This is a genomic window from Neorhizobium sp. 2083 (assembly GCF_031455615.1).
Lineage (GTDB): Bacteria > Pseudomonadota > Alphaproteobacteria > Rhizobiales > Rhizobiaceae > Neorhizobium.
On record NZ_JAVDTC010000005.1, the window covers coordinates 25181 to 46718 of the forward strand.

Here is a 21538-nt window from a genome sequence, read left to right on the forward strand (position 1 = left end):
CCGATGCCGATCGACCGATCAGAACGGGATGTCGTCGTCGAGATCACGCGAAAAATTGCCGCCCGAGGACTGGCCGCCGGAGGACTGGCCGCCACGGCTCGAACCGCCGGCAGGCCGACGATCGTAGTCGTCACCGCCGCCAAAATCGTTGCCGCCGAAATCATTGCCAACGCGATTGCCGCCACCGCCGCCGTAACCGCCACGATCGCCGCCGCCTTCGCCGCGGCCGTCCAGCATGGTCAGCGTCGAGTTGAAGCCCTGCAGCACGATTTCCGTCGAATAACGGTCGTTGCCGGTCTGGTCCTGCCACTTGCGGGTCTGCAGCGCGCCTTCGATATAAAGCTTGGCGCCCTTCTTCACATATTGCTCGACGACCTTGCAGAGGCCTTCGTTGAAGACCACGACGGTGTGCCATTCGGTCTTCTCGCGACGTTCGCCATTGTTGCGGTCACGCCAGGTTTCGGACGTGGCAATGCGAAGGTTGGCGATCGGCCGGCCGTCCTGCGTCCGGCGGATTTCAGGATCAGCCCCCACATTCCCCACCAGGATTACCTTGTTCACACTACCGGCCATATTCGTCACCTCATCTGCCGCCCGCCTGGCGGCACCAAAAACAATCGCACCACTTTATCCCATCGGGCGCTGCCATTGGGTCTTTGCGATCTTTAATCCACAGGCAAATTTGTTCTTTATTTGTTCTAGTTTATTCCTATAGTGCTGTCAACCGACTCAGGGAACGGCGCTGCATCGCGACAGTTTCGTCTCGACAGCCGCGGATCAATCACTACATAAGGGCTTCAATCCTCCCGAGAGCATGAAGATGAGCGAACTGAAGAGCATTTCCATACGTGGTGCGCGCGAGCACAATTTGAAGGGCATCGATCTCGATCTGCCGCGCAATTCGCTGATCGTCATGACCGGCCTGTCGGGTTCGGGCAAGTCTTCGCTCGCCTTCGACACGATCTATGCGGAAGGCCAGCGGCGTTATGTCGAAAGCCTTTCGGCCTATGCGCGCCAGTTCCTGGAGATGATGCAGAAGCCGGATGTCGATCAGATCGACGGCCTGTCGCCGGCAATTTCGATCGAGCAGAAAACGACCTCGCGCAACCCGCGCTCGACGGTCGGTACGGTCACCGAGATCTACGACTATATGCGCCTGCTTTTTGCGCGCGTCGGCGTGCCCTATTCGCCGGCAACCGGCCTGCCGATCGAAAGCCAGACCGTCAGCCAGATGGTCGACCGCATCCTCGCCTTCGAGGAGGGCACGCGCCTTTACATTCTGGCGCCGATGATCCGCGGCCGCAAGGGCGAGTACAAGAAGGAACTCGCCGACCTGATGAAAAAGGGGTTCCAGCGCGTCAAGGTGGACGGCCAGTTCTACGAGATCGCCGACGTTCCGGCGCTCGACAAGAAATACAAGCACGATATCGACGTGGTCGTGGACCGCCTCGTGGTGCGCTCCGACATTTCCGCACGCCTGGCGGACAGTCTCGAGACCTCGCTGAAACTGGCCGACGGGCTGGCAGTCGCCGAATTCGCCGACAAGCCGCTGCGCGCCGAGGATACCGCAGCCGGCGGATCCGCCAACAAGTCGCTCAACGAGACGCACGAGCGGGTGCTGTTTTCGGAAAAGTTCGCCTGCCCGGTCTCCGGTTTTACCATTCCGGAAATCGAGCCCCGGCTGTTTTCGTTCAACAATCCCTTCGGCGCCTGCCCGACCTGCGACGGCCTCGGTTCGCAGCAGAAGGTGGATGAGGCGCTGATCGTGCCGGAACCCGCCCGCACGCTGCGCGACGGCGCGATTGCGCCATGGGCGAAATCCACCTCACCCTATTACAACCAGACGCTCGAAGCGCTCGGAAAAGCCTTCGGTTTCAAGCTGTCCAGCCGCTGGAACGAGCTTTCCGAGGAGGCTCAGAAGGCCATCCTGGAGGGCACCGAGGAAAAGATCGAGTTCCACTATGCCGACGGCGCCCGTTCCTACAAGACGGTCAAGAACTTCGAAGGCATTGTGCCGAACCTCGAACGCCGCTGGAAGGAAACCGACAGCGCCTGGGCGCGCGAAGAGATCGAACGCTACATGTCGGCCGCTCCCTGCCCGGCCTGCAACGGTTTTCGCCTGAAGCCGGAAGCTCTCGCGGTGAAGATCAACAAGCTGCATATCGGCCAGGTCACGGACATGTCGATCCGGCTTGCGCGCGACTGGTTCGAAGTGCTGCCGGAACAGCTGAACGCCAAGCAGAACGAGATCGCCGTCCGCATCCTCAAGGAGATCCGCGAACGCCTGCGCTTCCTGAACGATGTCGGCCTCGATTATCTCAGCCTGTCGCGCAATTCCGGCACGTTGTCGGGCGGCGAAAGCCAGCGCATCCGGCTCGCCTCGCAGATCGGCTCGGGCCTGACCGGCGTGCTCTACGTGCTTGACGAACCGTCGATCGGCCTGCACCAGCGCGACAATGCGCGCCTGCTCGAGACGCTGAAACACCTGCGCGACATCGGCAATACGGTCATCGTCGTCGAACATGACGAGGACGCGATCCTGACCGCCGATTATGTGGTCGATATCGGGCCGGCCGCCGGCATTCATGGCGGACAGGTGGTCGCCGAAGGCTCGCCCCGCGAGGTGATGGCCAATCCGAAATCGCTGACTGGAAAATACCTGTCCGGCGAGCTCGGAGTGCCGGTTCCCGTCGACCGCCGCAAGCCCAAGAAGGGCAAGGAAATCAAGGTTTTTGGCGCCCGCGGCAACAATCTGAAAAATGTCACCGCCGCCATTCCGCTCGGCGTGTTCACCGCGGTCACCGGCGTGTCCGGCGGCGGCAAATCGACCTTCCTGATCGAGACGCTCTACAAGTCGGCGGCACGCCGCGTCATGGGCGCCCGCGAAATCCCGGCCGAGCACGACAGGATCGACGGTTTCGAACATATCGACAAGGTGATCGATATCGATCAGTCGCCGATCGGCCGCACGCCGCGCTCCAACCCGGCGACCTATACCGGCGCGTTCACGCCGATCCGCGACTGGTTCGCCGGCCTGCCGGAGGCAAAGGCGCGCGGCTACCAGCCGGGCCGTTTCTCGTTCAACGTCAAGGGCGGCCGCTGCGAAGCCTGCCAGGGCGACGGCGTCATCAAGATCGAGATGCACTTCCTGCCCGATGTCTACGTCACCTGCGACGTCTGCCACGGCAAGCGCTACAATCGCGAGACGCTCGACGTCACCTTCAAGGGCAAGTCGATCGCCGACGTGCTCGACATGACGGTCGAGGAAGGCGTCGAGTTCTTTTCGGCGGTGCCGGCGGTGCGCGACAAACTGCAGTCGCTGTTCGATGTCGGCCTCGGCTATATCAAGGTCGGCCAGCAGGCCAATACGCTTTCGGGTGGCGAGGCGCAGCGCGTCAAGCTAGCCAAGGAACTGTCGAAGCGCTCGACGGGACGCACGCTTTACATCCTCGACGAGCCGACGACCGGCCTGCATTTCCATGACGTCGCCAAGCTTTTGGAAATGCTGCACGAACTGGTGAACCAGGGCAATTCCGTGGTGGTCATCGAGCACAATCTCGAAGTCATCAAGACGGCCGACTGGATCATCGACATCGGCCCGGAAGGCGGCACCGGCGGCGGCGAAGTGGTCGCAGCGGGAACGCCTGAGCAGATCGTCAAGGAAAAGCGGTCCTATACGGGCCAGTTCCTGAAGGAACTGCTGGAGCGCCGGCCGGCCAAGAAGGTGGAAGCGGCGGAGTGACGGAGACGATCCTTTCAAGGGTGCTGGGTCTGATCGGGAACGGAAAGTTCAGGGTCTCGCTTCATGCCTTGAGGGAACTGGAAAATGACGGATTGCTCATCGAGGCCCTGATCGACGGAATTGGGAATTGCACCCTGGTCGAGGAGTATCCCGAATACCACAAGGGGCCTTGTGTCCTGATTCTGCAATTTGACGAATTCGCGCGTCCCATCCATCTTTTATGGGGCATTCCGGCGGGGGCGGATGAGCCGGCGGTTCTGATTACTGCCTACCAGCCGGATCCGGATAGATGGAGCGAGGATTTCACCGGAAGGAGGCGGCAATGACAAGGCACGCGTCGCAGCTCATTCGCGAAGGGAATTATGTCGCGGAAGTCGATATCGAACTTCACGAGGATGGCGGGGAATGGTCCCCGACCGTCGGCTTGGACGATATCCGCAAGCTTGACAGGGTAAGACGGGCGCTGAGATCCGGCGATCTCGACGGCGCCGGCCGCGACGCCACCGTCTTTCGGCTGGTGCCGCACCGAGGTTCGGGAGCGCCGGCTCTTGGTTTTCACGATAACGATCAGGACGGGTTTGAATCATGACCAAAGCCGGCACTATCCGCACGGGCATCGGCGGCTGGACCTTCGAGCCGTGGGAAGGCACGTTCTACCCTGAAAAGCTGGCGAAGAAGAAACAGCTCGAATATGCGGCCGGCAAACTGAAGGTCATCGAGGTCAACGGTACCTATTACGGGTCGCAGAAGCCGGAGACCTTCGCCAAATGGGCTTCCGAAGTGCCGGACGGCTTCATCTTTTCGCTGAAGGCCAGCCGTTTCACCACCAATCGCAAGGTTCTGGCCGAAGCCGGGGAATCGATCGAGAAATTCCTGACCCAGGGGCTGACCGAGCTCGGCGACCATCTCGGGCCGTTGCTCTGGCAGTTCGCGCCGACCAAGAAGTTCGAGGCCGACGATTTCGAGGCATTTCTGAAACTGCTGCCCAACAAGCTGGATGGCCTGAAGCTGACCCATGTGGTCGAAGTCCGCAACGACACGTTCAAGGTGCCGGAATTCATCGCGCTGCTTTCGAAATACAATATCGCTCCCGTCTGCGCCGACCATTTCGATTACCCGATGATCGCGGATGTGACGGCAGATTTCGTTTATGCGCGCCTGCAAAAAGGGTCCGACGAGATCAAGACCTGTTATGCGGAAGCGGATATGAAGGCCTGGGCAAAGAGGCTGGAGACCTGGTCCGAAGGCGGCGTGCCGGATGATCTGCCACTGATCGACGGGAAGCGTGAGGTCAAGAAGGAGCCGCGCGACGTCTTCGCCTTCTTCATCCACGAGGGCAAGGTGAATGCGCCTTATGGCGCGATGGCGATGCGCGAACTCCTGGAGAGCCGCGGCTAACCTAGGGATCCAGCCAGACGCCGGCATGGGCGGCGAGATCCTCGGCCGTCATGCCTTTGCCGGACCGCCTTGCCGCTTCGCCATGCAGGTAGACGCCGGCCGCCGCGGCCTCGAAAGCGGGCAAGCCCTGGGCGAGCAATGCACCGATCATGCCGGCCAGAACGTCGCCCGAACCGGCGGTCGCCAGCCACGGCGGTCCGTTGGTATTGATAAAGGCACGTCCGTCCGGGCTGGCGATCACCGTGTCGGCGCCCTTGTAGACGATTGCGGCATGGGAGCGGGCGGCGGCAGTTATGGCCTTTTCCACCTTGCCCAGATTTTTATCCGCGGCGATGTCGGGGAAAAGCCGCGCGAATTCGCCCTCGTGCGGCGTCAGCACCAGATGAGGCTCGCCACCGGCAAAGGCATCGAACAGATCCGAGGGTTTTTCCTTGAAAGAGGTAATGCCGTCGGCGTCGAGCACCAGCGGTCGATCCTTCAATGTGAGTGCAAACTCCCTCGCCTTCTTGCCGATGCCGAAGCCCGGCCCGAGCACGAAGGCAGCAAGCTTTGCGGTTTCAAGCCAGTTCTCCAGGTCTTTGACCTCATCGACCCGATGCAGCATGATCGCGGTCAGCGAGGCCGCATTGACCGGCATGGCATCGCCCGGCGAAGCGACCGTCACCAGCCCTGCGCCGGCCCTCAGCCCCGCAGTCGCCGAAAGCCGGGCAGCGCCGGTCTTGCCCGCCTCTCCGGAAAACACGGCCAGATGGCCGCGGCGGTATTTATGGGTCTCGCTTCCCGGCTCGGCCAGAAAGCCTCGCCACTGGTCGGGTCCATTTTCCCTCGTCTCGCCGGCAGCCTCGCGGATGATGCGGGCTGGAATGCCGATATCGAAAACCTCGATGTCACCGCAGAGCGACCTGCCCGGCAGCAACAGATGGCCCGGCTTGCGGGTCATGAAGGTCACAGTATGGTCGGCCTGGAAAGCGGCGCCGAGCGGCACGCCCCGCCGGCCGCAGAGGCCCGACGGCAGATCGACGGCGATAACCGGCATCTGCGCCTCGGCAACCTTGCGGATCACCTCGGCGACGATCTCCGGCACGTCCCGCGTCAGGCCGGCGCCGAACAGCGCGTCGACCACCACGTCGCCGGTCGCCGGCAGGTAGGCTTCCAGCGGGCCGGATGGCCGATGGCAGAGGTCGCGCGCCTGCCTCGCATCGCCCTTCAGCTTCTGCGGATCACCGAGATGATAGACATCGACGACCCCTCCGGCGTCGAAAAGCGCGCGGGCGGCCACATATCCGTCGCCGCCGTTGTTTCCGGGGCCGCACAGCACGACAAAACGCAAAGCGCCGGGAAAATGCCGAAGCGCCGCAGCCGCGACCGCCTGGCCGGCCCGCTCCATAAGGTCGAATGACGGGATGCCGGATCGGACGGAAGCGGCGTCCGCCGCCGCCATCTCGTCAGGCGTCAAAAGCAATGGGATAAGCGACAAATCCATAGGCGTTATTGAACGCAAAGATGGTCAGAAAACAAGCGCCATCGCTGCCGGCAATGTGCATAAAAAATATGCAAATGCCTAAAATAAGTTCTCGACCTCTCATGTATTCGCGATCACTTATTTTCCCGAAAATCTCCAAAAAACTCCGATTCCTGCGCCGCAACGCACAATTTCTGAGAAAAACGGAAGCAATTTTGCCACGGCAGCTGCCGTTTTATCGGGAATCCGTGCAAAACCGCATTGTTTTTTTGAAAGTGTCGTGGGAGTTTGGCACGATAACTGCATTGCCATGGGCGAGCGGGTAGAGGCCTGCTTCAGGAGAGAAGCGGAGATAGAGTTTCTCATGAAAAAGATCGAAGCGATCATCAAGCCTTTCAAGCTCGACGAAGTGAAGGAAGCCCTTCAGGAGGTCGGCTTGCAAGGGATCACCGTGACCGAAGCCAAGGGCTTTGGCCGCCAGAAGGGCCATACCGAGCTCTATCGCGGCGCGGAATATGTCGTAGACTTCCTTCCGAAGGTCAAAGTCGAGGTCGTCCTGGCGGACGAGAACGCGGATGCCGTCATCGAAGCCATTCGCAACGCGGCACAGACTGGACGGATCGGAGACGGCAAGATATTCGTCTCCAACGTGGAGGAAGTCATCCGCATCCGTACCGGTGAAACGGGCGTGGACGCCATCTAAACGCCCCTGCATCCAAACGCCCCGAGGCCGAAGGCCGGGGCTTCATCGTCATCGCACATCGAGGAAGGTCATATGACGAGCGCAAGCGAAATCATGAAACAAATCAAGGAAAACGACGTCAAGTTCGTGGACCTGCGCTTTACCGACCCCAAGGGCAAGCTGCAGCACGTCACCATGGACATCGCGTCGGTCGACGAGGACATGTTCGCCGATGGCGTCATGTTCGATGGTTCCTCGATCGGCGGCTGGAAGGCCATCAACGAGTCGGACATGGTGCTGATGCCGGATCCGGCGACGGTCCACATGGACCCGTTCTTCGCGCAGTCGACCATGGTCATCTTCTGCGACATTCTCGATCCGATTTCTGGCGAAGCCTATAACCGCGATCCGCGCGGCACCGCCAAGAAGGCCGAAGCCTATCTGAAGGCATCGGGCATCGGCGACACCGTGTTCGTCGGCCCGGAGCCGGAATTCTTCGTCTTCGACGACGTCAAGTACAAGGCCGATCCCTACAATACCGGCTTCAAGCTCGACTCGTCCGAACTGCCGTCCAACGACGACACCGACTATGAGACCGGCAACCTCGGCCACCGTCCGCGCGTCAAGGGCGGCTATTTCCCGGTTCCGCCGGTCGACAGCCTGCAGGACATGCGCTCGGAAATGCTGACCGTGCTCGCCGAAATGGGCGTGGTCGTCGAAAAGCATCACCACGAAGTGGCTTCCGCCCAGCACGAGCTCGGCGTCAAGTTCGATACGCTGGTGCGCAACGCCGACAAGATCCAGATCTACAAATATGTCGTGCACCAGGTCGCCAATGCCTATGGCAAGACCGCGACCTTCATGCCGAAGCCGATCTTCGGCGATAACGGCTCGGGCATGCACGTCCATCAGTCGATCTGGAAGGACGGCAAGCCGACCTTCGCCGGCGACGAGTATGCCGGTCTTTCCGAAAGCTGCCTCTTCTACATCGGCGGCATCATCAAGCACGCCAAGGCGATCAACGCCTTCACCAATCCGACGACGAATTCCTACAAGCGTCTCGTCCCGGGTTATGAGGCGCCGGTTCTGCTTGCCTATTCGGCCCGCAACCGCTCGGCTTCTTGCCGCATTCCGTTCGGCACCGGTCCGAAGTCGAAGCGCGTCGAAGTGCGCTTCCCGGATCCGCTGGCAAACCCGTACCTCGCCTTTGCCGCCATGCTGATGGCCGGCCTCGACGGCATCAAGAACAAGATCCATCCCGGCAAGGCCATGGACAAGGATCTCTACGACCTGCCGCCGAAGGAGCTGAAGAAGATCCCGACCGTCTGCGGCTCGCTCCGCGAAGCGCTCGAAAACCTCGATCGCGACCGCAAGTTCCTGACCGCCGGCGGCGTCTTCGACGACGACCAGATCGATGCCTATATCGAGCTCAAGATGGTGGAAGTCATGCGCTTCGAAATGACGCCGCATCCGGTCGAATTCGACATGTATTATTCGGCCTGATCCGATCAGTGCCTTTTGACCTGGAGACGGCGGGCCGCAAGCCCGCCGTTTGCCATTCCGCCGAGCCTTGACGGCTTGTGCCCCATTGCCGGTGTACCGATGCCCTCCCCCAAGTCTTTGCAGCCGCGCCCGACCGACTGGCTGATCTTCGTCCTCGTGCCCGTCTTCTTTTCCAGCAACCTGATCTTCGGGCGCGGGGTGATCGGCGAGATCGGGCCTTTCATCACCGCCTTCATCCGCTGGGCCGGGTCGACGCTGATCATGGTGCCGCTGCTTTATCTCGACTGGCCGGCCGCCTGGACCTTCGTTCGTCGGCATACCTGGCTCTGGCTGTGGCTGGGTTTCCTCAGCATCGGCATCTGCGGCGGCTTCGTCTATTGGGCGCTGACGCTGACGACGGCCTCGAACGCGACGCTGATCTACACGACATCGTCGCTGTTCATCATCCTGTTCGAATGGCAGTTTTCCGGCCGGCGGATCGGCGGCCGCGAGCTTCTGGGCATGATGGTCGCATTCGCGGGCGTGGCGGCGATCGTGCTGCGCGGCGATTTCGGCGCATTGGCGCATCTGAATTTCAATATCGGCGATCTCGGCATGCTGGTGGCGGCGATTGCTTTTGCGATCTATTCGATCCTGCTGCGCCGCCCGGCCGCCCAGGCGATCCGGCCGTTGACACTGTTCGGGCTGATCGCCTTTTCCGGTTCGCTCCTGCTGCTGCCGCCAGCGATCTTTGAACTCTTCCACGGCGGGCTTTTGCCGACGACCGTTTCGGCCTGGTCGAAGATAACCGGCATCATCCTGTTCGCCTCGCTTGCCGCCTTCTTCTGCTTCCAGCATACCGTGAGGACATTCGGACCGGCGACGGCCGGGATCACGCTCTACATGATGCCACCGGTCTCGATCATCATGGCGGTGATCTTCCTCGACGAGACGTTCGAAACATATCATGCGGCCGGTATCGTCCTCGTTCTCGGCGGCATAGTCCTGGCGACGGCCCGGCCGCGGCGGCAGGCTAAGCCTTAAGTCTATCCCGTGGAACGATGCGGGCCGGTCCGCATTAATCTCTTGATGTCGGAGAATTTTATTCCCACATTAGGATGCGAAAGGACATCGCACCATGAAACAACGCAACGCTAAATTCACCATCGGAGAAGTGGTTCGCCACAAGGTCTTTCCGTTTCGCGGCGTCGTGTTCGATGTGGATCCGGAATTCGCCAATACGGAAGAATGGTGGAATTCCATTCCCGCGGAAATCCGGCCGAGCAAAGATCAGCCCTTCTATCATCTCCTGGCGGAGAATGACGAGACGGAATATGTCGCCTATGTTTCAGAGCAGAACCTGGAACATGACGAAAACGATGCTCCGCTGCGCAATCCGCAGGTCTACCAGATCTTCGATCGCGGCCCATCCGGCCAGTTGAAGCCCAAGATCATACTGGCCCACTGAACCCAACTCCCAAGCAACTTGAAAGCGTCGGCATTCAGCCGGCGCTTTTTTTCATGCCCCGGAATCAGAAAGCCCGGCACATGGCCGGGCTTTGAATTGTGGGCTTTCCGCGAAAAGCTTACTGGCCCTGCTTTGCAGCGTTCTGGGCGTCTTCCAGCTTCTTGCGGGTCTCTTCCGCCTTGCGCTGCATGCCCTCTTCCAGGCTGCGCTGGCTCTGGGCAATCTGTTCCTGCGGCATGGCCGGACCATCAAACACGCCGGTGAAGCCGGTCAGCGGAACCTTGATCGGGTTGGGAGCGCGGCGGAAGTTGATCGAGGTGAAGATCACTTCGCTGCCCTTCTTGAGGCTGGCGATCATGGCGTCCGTCAGCGGCACTTCGGCAGTGCACTTGTCCGGAAGGCAGACGATATAGTCGAGCTTCTGGCCCTTGCCGCCATCGATCTGCATGACGATGCCGGGCGGTACGAGACGCGCGGTCGGGACCGAAACCTGGAGGATCTTGCGGTTGACCTTGCCTTCGACCGTGATCAGGCCGACCGCGGTGATGAGCTGGCCGTTCTGGGCTGCAATGATGTTCTGCACGACGCAGAGATCGTTGTCGTCCTGCTTGGTGCAGGTCTTGAACCAGCCGAGCGGCGGTGCGCCAGGAGCAGCCGCTGCCGGAGCATCCTGTGCAGTAGCTGCAACCGGCAGCGCGATTGCGCCGGCCGAAAGAGCGAGAGCGGACATCGCCGTCCGCAGAACTTGGGTTGCCTTAAGCATCATAACGAGATCCGTCTCCTGAAATCCGCTGGGTACGGCAGACGCCGTCAACTCCCTCGGGGTGTCCTACTGCCTGTGACCTGTCGGTCAAATGAGGCAATTGAATGACCCGCCCGTGTGGGCAACCTGTTACATCGGGCGGGCGTCGATATCCAGTCCTTCTTTCGTATTTTTTGACAAGGAGTTAACGTCGGCGATCACTCTTTTGCGCATGGCGGTGGTTGGTAGGCCTCCTGGCATGCGCTATTTTGCGGGAGAATCAGCGAGGATTTCACCGTCATGGGTCCCATGCGACGCTTCCTTCCCCTCATCGCCGCGTTTCTGATCGGGGTGCCGGCCTTGGCCGAGCCGGTGCATGGAATTGCCATGCACGGCAGCCCGGCATTGCCTTCCGACTACAGGCATTTCCCTTATGTGAACCCGGACGTGAAGAAGGGCGGCAAGATCACCTATGGGGTCGTCGGCACGTTCGACAGCCTCAATCCATTCATCCTGAAAAGCATGCGCACCTCGGCGCGCGGCATCTGGGACCCGGGCTTCGGCAATCTTCTCTACGAATCGCTGATGACGCGCTCCAGCGACGAGCCCTTCAGCCTCTACGGCCTGCTGGCGGAAAGCGTCGAGTGGAACGACGAGCGGAGCTTCATCCAGTTCAATCTCAATCCCAAGGCGAAATGGTCGGACGGTCAGCCGGTCACCCCGGACGACGTGATCTTCTCGTTCGAACTGCTGCGCGACAAGGCCCGCATTCCCTTCTCGTCGCGGCTGGCGCCCGTCGCGAAAATGGAAAAGGTCGGCGAACGCGGCGTCCGCTTCACCTTCAACGAAAAGGCCGACCGCGAATTCCCGCTGATTCTCGCGACCGGCACGCCGATCCTGCCGAAGCACGCGATCGATGCAGCGACCTTCGACCAGTCGACGCTGAAGCCGCCGGTCGGTTCGGGCCCTTACCGGATCAAGTCGGTCTCGCCGGGCGAGCGGATCGTCTATGAGCGAGATCCGAATTACTGGGGCAAGGATATTCCGGCCAAGGTGGGTTTTGACAATTACGACCAGATCACCGTCGAATATTTCCTGCAGGACAATACGCTGTTCGAAGCCTTCAAGAAGGGCGAGATCGACATCTATCCGGACGGCAGCCCGACACACTGGACCCGTGCCTATGATTTTCCGGCCGCCCAGAATGGCGATGTGGTCAAGGATGCGTTCAAGCCGCAATTGCCGACCGGCATGCTCGGTTTCGTCTTCAACACGAGACGGCCGCTATTTGCCGACGTCAACGTGCGGGCCGGCCTGTCGCTCGCCTTCGATTTCGAATGGGCCAACAAGAACCTTTTCGAGGGCGCCTATACCCGCACCGAAAGTTTTTGGCAGAACTCCCCCCTCACCTCGCTCGGCAAGCCGGCGGACGAACGGGAGCTGAAGATCCTCGGGGCGATCAAGAACCGGATCGAACCGGCGGTCCTCGATGGCACCTATCACCTGCCGAAAACCGACGCGTCCGGCGCCGACCGCAAGGTACTGCGCGATGCGGTCGAGTTGCTCAAGAAGGGCGGCTACACGATCCGGAACGGCAGGATGTCGGACGCTTCCGGCCGACCGCTCGCGTTCGAGGTGATGACCCAGAGCCAGGACCAGGAAAAGCTCGCGATCGCCTATCAGCGGACGCTGAAGATGATCGGTATCGACATGTCGATCCGCACCGTCGACGATGCGCAATACCAGGCCCGGTCCGGCAATTTCGACTACGACATGATCGTCAAATCCTATCCGCAATCGCTGTCGCCCGGCATCGAGCAGATCGGGCGCTGGGGATCGGATTCGCGCGATCGCGACGGCAGCTTCAATTTCGCCGGCACCGCTGATCCCGATCTCGACAAGCTGATCGAGACGATGCTGACGGTACGCAGCAAGGAGGATTTCGAGGCGGCGGTGCGGGCTTACGACCGGATGCTGATTTCCGGTCACTATCTCGTTCCGCTCTATCACATCGCGGATCAATGGGTGGCGCGGCGCAAGTATATCGGTTATCCCGAAAAACTGCCGCTCTACGGCTACCAGCTCAACATCTGGTGGGACAAGCGCGCACAGTAATCCAGCCTCTTTCGGTTACCGAAGAAAGGACGCCGCCATGGAGCGCGTAACCATCGACATCGTTTCGGATATCGTCTGCCCCTGGTGCTATCTCGGCAAGGCGCGGATGGAACTGGCGGTCGCGGAAGTTCAGGACGAGATCGGCGTCGATATCAACTGGCGTCCCTACCGGCTCAACCCGGATCATCCGCCCGAAGGCGTCGATCACCAGGCCGATCTGGCCGCCAAATTGGGCGGCAAGGATGCGGTCGAACGTGCCCATGGCATGCTGAAGAAACTCGGCGAAGAGGTCGGCATCACGTATAATTTCGAGGCGATCAAGGTCGGCCCCAATACGCTCGATGCGCATCGCCTGCTGCATTGGGCGATCGTGGAAAGCCGCGAAATCCAGGACAAGGTGGCGACCGCATTGTTCAAGGCGAATTTCGAGGAAGGCCGCAACGTTGGCGACCACGCGGTGCTCGCCGATATCGCCGAAAAATGCGGCCTCGACCGCAAGGTGATCGAGAGCCTGCTGACAAGCGACGCCGACAAGGATACCGTCCTTGGGGAAATCGACGCAGCGCAGAAAATGGGCGTGACCGGCGTGCCGTTCTTCATCATCGATGGCCAGTATGCGGTGAGCGGCGCCCAGACGCCTGACGTCTTTGCCAATGCGCTGCGCGAAATCGCCAAGCTGAAGGCGGAAGCCCGCAAGGGCATGATCTGAACGGATAAACGCGTGCGTACCGACCAGACCCTGAAAGGCGTTCTTCTCGCCTTCTCCTCCTTTGCCGCCTATTCCTGGAGCGATGCAAGCGTCAAGATGATCGAGGGGGCGCTGACTCCCTACGAGATGGGCTTTTTCGGCGCAGTCTTCATGCTCGCCGGCTTTCCCTATCTGATGAAGCCGGGCGACCGCTGGCTCGACGTGATGAGAAGCACGAACCGTCCACTTTGGGTGCTGCGTTTCTTCTCCGCTGCGATGGGAACGGTCGGCAGCGTCGCAGCCTTCACCTATCTGTCGATGGCGGAAGCCTTCGCGCTGATCTTCCTGCTGCCATCCTTCGTGACGATCATGTCGGTCGTGTTCCTCAAGGAGACGGTCGGCATCCGGCGCTGGAGCGCGGTGATCATCGGTTTCGTCGGCGTTCTGGTGATATTGCGCCCGGGCTTCCGCGAGCTTTCGATCGGGCATGTCGGAGCGGTGTTTGCGGGGCTTTCCGGGGCGATCTCGATCATCGTCTATCGCGCCATCGGGCCGTCGGAGAAGAACATCTCGCTCTATGGCGCCGGTGTCCTTGGCGTCCTCGTCATCCTCGGCGTGCTGATGATCCCCGACTTCCGCTGGCCGACCCTGTCGCAATGGGCGATGCTCGCCGGATACGGCCTGCTTGGAGCGCTGGCCACCGTCTGGCTGATGTATGCCGCCAACCATGCGCCCGCCGCCGTGATTGGCCCAACCCAATACAGCCAGATGCTCTGGGCCATCCTGTTCGGTTATCTCGTCTTCGGCGACAGGATCGACCTGCCGATGCTGATCGGCATCCTGCTGATCATCGGCTCCGGCCTGCTGACGCTGGCCCGCGAGCGGGCACGCGACGTGCCCTTGCCCGCGTCGGTCGCGACCGATCCGCAGGCCGCTGCGGTCACAGTCCCGAACAATAAATCCGATATGTAATTATGTTTTCGCCAGTTCGGCAAACTGGGTCATCACCTGAGCCGCGGCCGACAGCCGCTTTTCCGGTGACGGCAGGTCGCGGGTGAGAAACACGCTGTGGTCCGGACGGATCTTCGCCATCGTCCCCTGCTTGGCGATGTAACCGACGAGATTGGCCGGGTTCGGGAACTGCTTGTCGCGGAAGGTGACGACGATGCCCTTCGGACCGGCATCGAGCTTCTCGACATTGGCCTTGCGGCAGAGCGACTTGATATAGACGACCTTTAAGAGGTTCTGAACCTCGGTCGGCATCGGGCCGAAACGGTCGACCATTTCCGCGCCGAATCCGTCGATCTCCGACAGTTCCGTGAGTTCGCCGAGACGGCGGTAAAGGCCCATGCGCAGATGCAGGTCCGGGACGTAGGTTTCCGGGATCATCACGGTGATGCCGACGGAAATCTGCGGCGACCAGCCGGTATCGGTGATCTCGTCGTCGCCCTTTACTTCGGCCACGGCCTCCTCCAGCATCTGCTGGTAGAGCTCGAAACCGACTTCCTTAATATGGCCTGACTGTTCCTCGCCGAGCAGATTGCCGGCGCCGCGGATGTCGAGGTCGTGGCTGGCCAGCTGGAATCCGGCGCCGAGCGTGTCGAGCGACTGCAGCACCTTCAGGCGCCGGTCGGCCATCGTGGTCAGCGTCTTGTTGACCGGCAGGGTGAAGAGCGCGAAAGCGCGCACCTTGGAACGGCCGACGCGGCCGCGGAGCTGATAGAGCTGCGCCAGGCCGAACATGTCGGCGCGGTGGACGATCAGCGTGTTGGCCGTCGGCACGTCCAGACCGGATTCGACGATGGTGGTCGAGAGCAGCACATCATATTTGCCGTCGTAGAAGGCGTTCATGATGTCTTCGAGTTCGCCCGCCGCCATCTGGCCATGGGCGACCGCGACCTTGAGCTCGGGAACATCGGACTGGAGAAAGGCCTGGATTTCCGGCAGGTCGGCAAGCCGCGGGCAGACGTAAAAGCTTTGGCCGCCGCGATAATGCTCGCGCATCAGCGTTTCGCGGATGACCAGCGGATCGAAGGGCGAGATGAAGGTGCGGACCGCCATGCGGTCGACCGGCGGCGTGGTGATCAGCGACAGTTCGCGCACGCCGGTCATGGCGAGCTGCAGCGTGCGCGGGATCGGCGTCGCCGACAGCGTCAGAACGTGGACGTCGCTCTTCAGCTCCTTCAGCCGCTCCTTGTGCTTGACGCCGAAATGCTGCTCCTCGTCGATGATCAGCAGCCCGAGATTGGCGAACTGGATGCCGGCGCCGAGCAGCGCATGGGTGCCGACGACGATATCGACCTTGCCTTCGGCGAGATCCTTCTTGGTCTGGGCGAGTTCCTTGGCGGGCACCAGCCGCGAAGCCTGCTCGACCTTGATCGGCAGTCCGCGGAAACGTTCGCGAAAAGTCTTGAAATGCTGGCGGGAAAGCAGCGTGGTCGGTACGACGACCGCCACCTGTGCACCGTTCATGGCGGCGAAGAAGGCCGCGCGCAGCGCCACTTCCGTCTTGCCGAAACCGACGTCGCCGCAGACGAGGCGGTCCATCGGCCGGCCGGCGCCGAGATCGTCGCGCACGGAATCGATGGCGTTCGCCTGATCCTCGGTTTCGTCATAGGGGAAACGGGCAGCGAATTCGTCGTAAAGCCCTTCCGGCGTGGTCAGGACCGGTGCGCGGCGGGTGATGCGGGTGGCGGCGATGCGGATCAGCGCATCCGCCATGTCGAGCAGGCGTTTCTTGAGCTTGGCCTTGCGGGCCTGCCAGGCGCCGCCGCCGAGCTTGTCGAGCTGGGCTTCCGCCGCATCCGAGCCGTAGCGCGACAGAAGATCGATGTTTTCGACCGGCAGGAAAAGCTTTGCCTGATCAGCGTAATGCAGTTCGAGGCAGGCGCGCGGTGCGCCAGCCGCCTCGATCGTCACCAAGCCGACGAAGCGGCCGATACCGTGTTCCGCATGGACAACCAGCGAACCTTCGTCGAGGCCGGCGACTTCGGTGAGGAAATCCGCACCACGCTTGCGGCGCTTGCCGCGGCGGACCATGCGGTCGCCCAGAATGTCCTGCTCGCCGATGACGGCGATCCTGTCCGTCTCGAAACCGGCCTCGAGGCTCAGAACCGCCGACGCCGCCTCGCCTTTTTCCAGCGTATCGAGATCGGCGAGCTTGTCGATCTGGCGGATACGCTTCAGGCCACGCTCGTCCAGCACCTGCAAAAGACGGTCGAGCGAACCGGCGGACCAGCCGGTGACCAGAACCTTGATGCCCTCTGCACGCTTGTCGGCGATATGCTTGACCACGAGATCGAAGACGTTGACGCGTTCGTCGCGGTCCTTGTCTTCCGTCTGGTTTTTCGCCCAGCGCGGACCGGCATGCGCATCCAAAGTCACTACCCGGCGACCTTCTGCATCCATCTCGTTGAACGGCGTCAGACGCAACGCGTTGACGGCGTCGAGCGCTGCGGCAAACGATTTGCCGTCGAGATAAAGCTGGCCCGGGGAAACCGGCTTGTAGGGGGCAGCCTGTGCGGCAGCGCCCTTGCCCTGAGTGCCGGAATCCCGCCGGGCGTCGTAATAGTCCGCGACGAGTTTCGAACGCTCGTTCGCCGCTTCGCGCGCGGTATGGTCGGTGACGATCCGGAACCCTTTGAGATAGTCGAAGGCGGTTTCGAGCCCGTCGTAGAACAGCGGCAGCCAGTGCTCCATGCCGGGATAACGGCGGCCTTCGGAAACCGCCTGATAAAGCGCGTCGTCGCGGGTCGCGGCGCCGAACAGGGAAAGATAGTTCTTGCGGAAACGGCTGATCGTATCCGGCGTCAGCGTCACTTCGCTCATCGGATTGAGGTCGAGGACGCGTGCCTGGCCGGTCGTGCGCTGGCTCGCTGGATCGAACGAGCGGATCGATTCCAGCGTGTCGCCGAAGAAATCCAGCCGCACCGGTTCTTCGGTGCCCGGTACGAAGACATCGAGAATGCCGCCGCGCACGGCAAATTCACCGACTTCGCGGACCGTCGCGACGCGCTCGAAGCCGTTGCGCTCCAGCCGCGCGGCAATGTCGTCCATGCGGATCTGGTTGCCGGGCTTGGCCGAGAACGCCAGGCTCTCGATGATCTCGGCCGGCGCGATCTTCTGCAGCATCGCATTGACCGTGACGAGCACGATCGCCGCATGCGGCTTTTTGCGATGGGAGATCAGGCCCGATAGCGCCGCAAGTCTGCGGGCGGAGACATCGGCGCTGGGCGACACGCGGTCATAGGGAAGGCAGTCCCAGGCGGGCAGCGTCAGGACCGGGATTTCCGGCGCCACGAAGGAGAGCATCTGCTCCAGATCGGGCATCCGCTGCCCATCCGACATGACATAGGCGACCGCCTGGCCGGCGCGCGCCAACTCGGCGAGAACCAGCGGTTCCATGCCGGGCGGCACATTGCCGATGGTCAGCGGGCTCTGGGCCGCCGCGATCTTCTTCGCGTCGAAACCGGGAATCATCGGGCCAGAATTCATATCTTGTTTCCGAGCCTTGCCTCCAGGGAGGCCTTGGTGACGGGATCGAAATCCGGCGTATAGGCGGCGACGCGCGCGAAAAGCGGCGTCTTCATGCGCTCCGGCAAGGCTTGCGCGCCGGTGATCCAGGCATGCAGATCGTGGTCGTCCTCGCCCATGATCGCTTCGAACTCGTCGAGTTCCGCGTCGCCTAACGCGGCGATCTCGGCCTCCGCGAAGCTGCCGAAAACCAGGTCCATCTCCCTTATGCCGCGATGCCAGCAGCGGTAGAGGATGCGCCGGCGGCGCGGGTCGAGATCCGCGCTGGTGCGGGATAGTCCTGTCATGGCGGTGTCCTTGTTTTGCCGTTCATATAGGACGCTTTTCCGCCCTCGTCACCTTGCCAAATGGGCAAAATCCATCGCATTTTGCGCGCCATGCGTCCCGCCATACTCGATCCGCTGTTCTCGCCCGTCGCCTCGCTTGCCGGCGTCGGGCCGAAGCTCGCCGAACTGATCGCCCGCGTCACCGGCCGCGATGACCCGGACGATTGCCGCGTCGTTGATCTGCTGTTCCATGCCCCCTCCTCGCTGATCGACCGGCGCCACCGGCCTGGCATCGCGCTTGCGCCGCAAGGGGCCATCGTGACGATCGAGGGCCGGGTCGACCGGCATCAGCCGCCGCCGCCCGGCAAATCCAACATGCCCTATCGAGTCTTCCTGCATGACGATACCGGGGAACTGGCGCTCACCTTCTTCCGCGCCAAGGGCAACTGGCTGGAAAAATCGCTGCCGGTCGACGAGATGGTGATGGTGAGCGGCAAGGTCGACTGGTTCAACGGCCGGCCTTCGATGGTGCATCCGGATTTCATTGTGAAAGCCTCCGAAGCGGAGAACCTGCCGCTGGTCGAACCGGTCTATCCGATGACGGCCGGCTTGTCGCCGAAAGTGCTGCGCCGGGCGATCGACGGCGCGGTCGCCCGGCTGCCGGAACTGCCGGAATGGGCCGATGCGGCGCTGACAGCTCGCCAGGGTTTCCCGTCGGTGGCGGAGGCCTTTCGCGGGCTTCACGATCCGCGCGACGCCGCGGATATCGATCCGCAATCCCCTGCCCGCCGCCGGCTCGCCTATGACGAATTCCTCGCCGGCCAGGTGTCCTTGTCGCTGGTGCGCCAGAAGGTGCGCAAGGTTCCGGGCCAGCCGATCCGGGTGAAGGGCGATCTGGCCGCAAGGATCATCGCAGGCCTGCCCTTCTCGCTGACGCCGAGCCAGAAAGTGGCCGTCGGGGATATCATCAGGGACATGGCCGCCGAAGACCGGATGCTGCGCCTGCTGCAGGGCGATGTCGGGGCCGGCAAGACGCTGGTGGCGCTGCTCGCCATGTCCGCGGCCGTCGAGGCCGGCGGCCAGGCGGTGCTGATGGCGCCGACCGAAATCCTCGCCCGCCAGCATTTTGCGACGATCTCGAAGCTTGCCGGTGCTGCCGGCGTGACGGTCGAGGTGCTGACCGGCCGCACCAAGGGCCGCGAGCGCGACCAGATCATCGAGCGGATCGCCTCCGGTGAAGCGCAGATCGTCATCGGCACCCATGCGCTGTTCCAAGATGCGATCAACTATCACAATCTGATGCTCGCCGTGGTGGACGAGCAGCATCGGTTCGGCGTGCACCAGCGCCTGCGGCTCACCGCCAAGGGCATTTCCCCGCATATGCTGGTGATGACGGCGACGCCCATTCCCCGCACGCTGGTACTCGCGGCCTTCGGCGACATGGACGTCTCCAAGCTCACAGAAAAACCGGCCGGCCGCAAGCCGATCCAGACGGTCACCATCCCGACCGAGCGGATCGGCGATATCGTTGCCCGGCTGAGGGGCGCGATCGGCGAAGGAAAAAAAGCCTATTGGATCTGCCCGCTCGTCGAGGAATCCGAAGTTTCCGACCTGATGTCGGCGGAAGAGCGTTATGCGGTGCTCGCCAAGGAGCTTGGGCGCGACGTCGGCCTCATCCATGGCCGCATGAGCGGGCCGGAGAAAGATGCGGTGATGGGCGCCTTCAAGGCCGGCGAGTTGCGGCTGCTGGTCGCCACCACCGTCGTCGAGGTGGGCGTCGACGTGCCGGATGCGACGATCATGGTGATCGAGCATGCGGAGCGATTCGGGCTTGCCCAGCTCCACCAGTTGCGCGGCCGCGTCGGGCGCGGCGACGAGGCCTCGACCTGCATCCTGCTCTACAAAGGCCCCTTGAGCGAGACCGGCCGGGCACGGCTTTCGATCCTGCGCGACAGTGAGGACGGATTTTTGATCGCCGAGGAAGACCTGAAACTGCGCGGCGAAGGCGAGCTGCTCGGCACCCGTCAGTCCGGCACGCCGGGTTTTAGGATCGCCAGCCTGGAGGCGCATGCGGACCTGCTGGAGATCGCCCGCAAGGATGCGGCCTATCTGCTGGAGCGGGACCCGGAACTGACCAGCGAACGGGGGCAGAACATGCGTGTGCTGCTCTACCTGCATCGTCGCGACGAGGCGATCCGTTTCCTGAGAGCCGGATAGATCAGGCCTGCATTTTCGGCGCCGGCAGGACCGCGGTCGGTGCGCCGGGAACGGGCTTGTAGTCGGGTGCGATCAGGCCGCCGGAGATCAACAGCTTGGCGCCTTCTTCCGGCGTCATGTCGAGCATGACGATCTTGCTCTTCGGCACGAACATCAGGAAACCCGCCGTCGGGACCGGCGTCGGCGGCAGGAAGACGCCAACCATTTCCTCGCCATCGGCATTGAGCTTGGCGGCGATCTCGCCCTGCGCGTCGCCGGAAATGAACACCAGCGCCCACATGCCGGGGCTCGGGAACTCGATCAGCCCGCATTTCTTGAAAGAGGTCGACTGTTCCTTCAGCACCGTCTCGAAAATCTGCTTCAGGCTTTTGTAGACGGTGCGCACCAGCGGCATGCGGTGCAGGACCGATTCGCCGACATTGACGATCGAACGGCCGATCAGGTTCTTGCCGAGAAAGCCGATGATGGTGATGAACACCACCGCGATCAGAAGGCCGGTGCCCGGAATGGTGATGTTGAAATAATACTGCGGGTCGTAGCGCTGCGGAATGTAGGGCGTGACCCAGCTATCGGCCCAGTCGATGAAGGTAAAGGTGAGCCAGATGGTGATGGCGAGCGGTGCGCAGATGATCAGGCCGGTTAGGAAGTTGTTCCTGAGGCGGCCGGCCAGCGATATTCGCTCTGGACTGTCGCTCATTCGATTTCCCTGCACACCCTAAGCATTGCCGCAATCATCTGTTGCG

The 21538-nt window shown here is 62.0% G+C and carries 18 protein-coding genes; 12 read left to right on the forward strand and 6 right to left on the reverse strand.

Annotated features, from left to right (window positions below):
* Positions 1–18: 18 nt before the first annotated feature.
* On the reverse strand, positions 19–573 hold the full coding sequence (locus tag J2X76_RS19405) for a single-stranded DNA-binding protein (RefSeq protein ID WP_113129652.1): 555 nt from the start codon (positions 571–573) through the stop codon (positions 19–21).
* A 247-nt stretch (positions 574–820) separates the two neighbouring features.
* Here J2X76_RS19405 and uvrA point away from each other — a divergent pair, with 247 nt between their 5' ends.
* Genes uvrA through J2X76_RS19425 form a run of 4 tightly spaced genes read left to right on the forward strand, consistent with a single transcriptional unit; the run spans position 821 to position 5140 of the window.
* Positions 821–3742, forward strand: coding sequence for an excinuclease ABC subunit UvrA (gene uvrA, locus J2X76_RS19410; RefSeq protein WP_113129688.1), 2922 nt, complete (start codon positions 821–823; stop codon positions 3740–3742).
* The gene (locus J2X76_RS19415; RefSeq protein ID WP_113129651.1) at positions 3739–4068 is read left to right on the forward strand and encodes a DUF4258 domain-containing protein; all 330 of its coding nucleotides are present in this window, start codon (positions 3739–3741) and stop codon (positions 4066–4068) included. The genes uvrA and J2X76_RS19415 overlap by 4 nt, the downstream gene beginning before the upstream one ends.
* On the forward strand, positions 4065–4331 hold the full coding sequence (locus J2X76_RS19420) for a hypothetical protein (RefSeq protein WP_113129650.1): 267 nt from the start codon (positions 4065–4067) through the stop codon (positions 4329–4331). The genes J2X76_RS19415 and J2X76_RS19420 overlap by 4 nt, the downstream gene beginning before the upstream one ends.
* Complete coding sequence (locus J2X76_RS19425) at positions 4328–5140, forward strand: DUF72 domain-containing protein (protein WP_113129649.1); 813 nt, start codon at positions 4328–4330, stop codon at positions 5138–5140. Before J2X76_RS19420 ends, J2X76_RS19425 begins: the two co-directional genes overlap by 4 nt.
* A gap of 1 nt (position 5141) precedes the next feature.
* On the opposite strand, the gene J2X76_RS19430 is transcribed toward J2X76_RS19425, so the two are convergent.
* Complete coding sequence (locus tag J2X76_RS19430; protein ID WP_310218928.1) at positions 5142–6623, reverse strand: NAD(P)H-hydrate dehydratase; 1482 nt, start codon at positions 6621–6623, stop codon at positions 5142–5144.
* A gap of 343 nt (positions 6624–6966) precedes the next feature.
* Between J2X76_RS19430 and J2X76_RS19435 the strand changes: the two genes are divergently transcribed.
* From J2X76_RS19435 to hspQ, 4 genes are all read left to right on the forward strand, one after another.
* Positions 6967–7305 carry a P-II family nitrogen regulator gene (locus tag J2X76_RS19435; protein WP_007753933.1) on the forward strand — a complete coding sequence of 113 codons (339 nt, stop codon included), beginning with the start codon at positions 6967–6969 and terminating at the stop codon, positions 7303–7305.
* A gap of 72 nt (positions 7306–7377) precedes the next feature.
* Positions 7378–8787 (forward strand): type I glutamate--ammonia ligase, encoded by a 1410-nt coding sequence (glnA, locus tag J2X76_RS19440; RefSeq protein ID WP_007753930.1) that lies wholly within the window; start codon positions 7378–7380, stop codon positions 8785–8787.
* Between the two features lie 99 nt (positions 8788–8886).
* A complete protein-coding gene (locus J2X76_RS19445; RefSeq protein ID WP_310218929.1) occupies positions 8887–9810 on the forward strand; it encodes a DMT family transporter in 924 nt (307 codons plus the stop codon).
* A gap of 94 nt (positions 9811–9904) precedes the next feature.
* A complete protein-coding gene (hspQ, locus tag J2X76_RS19450) occupies positions 9905–10234 on the forward strand; it encodes a heat shock protein HspQ (protein WP_113129646.1) in 330 nt (109 codons plus the stop codon).
* Positions 10235–10352: 118 nt separating this feature from the next.
* Here the strand turns inward: hspQ and J2X76_RS19455 are convergent, their stop codons facing one another.
* Entirely contained in the window at positions 10353–11000 is a 648-nt protein-coding gene (locus tag J2X76_RS19455; RefSeq protein ID WP_113129645.1) for an invasion associated locus B family protein, read from the reverse strand.
* Positions 11001–11285: 285 nt separating this feature from the next.
* Between J2X76_RS19455 and J2X76_RS19460 the strand changes: the two genes are divergently transcribed.
* Genes J2X76_RS19460 through J2X76_RS19470 form a run of 3 tightly spaced genes read left to right on the forward strand, consistent with a single transcriptional unit; the run spans position 11286 to position 14751 of the window.
* Entirely contained in the window at positions 11286–13091 is a 1806-nt protein-coding gene (locus tag J2X76_RS19460; RefSeq protein ID WP_113129644.1) for an extracellular solute-binding protein, read from the forward strand.
* 37 nt (positions 13092–13128) lie between these two features.
* Entirely contained in the window at positions 13129–13800 is a 672-nt protein-coding gene (locus J2X76_RS19465) for a DsbA family oxidoreductase (RefSeq protein WP_310218931.1), read from the forward strand.
* Positions 13801–13812: 12 nt separating this feature from the next.
* On the forward strand, positions 13813–14751 hold the full coding sequence (locus tag J2X76_RS19470; protein WP_310218932.1) for a DMT family transporter: 939 nt from the start codon (positions 13813–13815) through the stop codon (positions 14749–14751).
* On the opposite strand, the gene mfd is transcribed toward J2X76_RS19470, so the two are convergent.
* Positions 14752–18258 carry a transcription-repair coupling factor gene (gene mfd / locus J2X76_RS19475; RefSeq protein ID WP_310219369.1) on the reverse strand — a complete coding sequence of 1169 codons (3507 nt, stop codon included), beginning with the start codon at positions 18256–18258 and terminating at the stop codon, positions 14752–14754.
* 11 nt (positions 18259–18269) lie between these two features.
* Positions 18270–18599 carry a succinate dehydrogenase assembly factor 2 gene (locus J2X76_RS19480; protein WP_113129641.1) on the reverse strand — a complete coding sequence of 110 codons (330 nt, stop codon included), beginning with the start codon at positions 18597–18599 and terminating at the stop codon, positions 18270–18272.
* Positions 18600–18689: 90 nt separating this feature from the next.
* Here J2X76_RS19480 and recG point away from each other — a divergent pair, with 90 nt between their 5' ends.
* Complete coding sequence (gene recG, locus J2X76_RS19485; protein WP_310218934.1) at positions 18690–20795, forward strand: ATP-dependent DNA helicase RecG; 2106 nt, start codon at positions 18690–18692, stop codon at positions 20793–20795.
* A gap of 1 nt (position 20796) precedes the next feature.
* Here recG and J2X76_RS19490 read toward each other — a convergent pair whose 3' ends face one another.
* On the reverse strand, positions 20797–21492 hold the full coding sequence (locus J2X76_RS19490; RefSeq protein WP_113129640.1) for a DUF502 domain-containing protein: 696 nt from the start codon (positions 21490–21492) through the stop codon (positions 20797–20799).
* Positions 21493–21538: the final 46 nt, after the last annotated feature.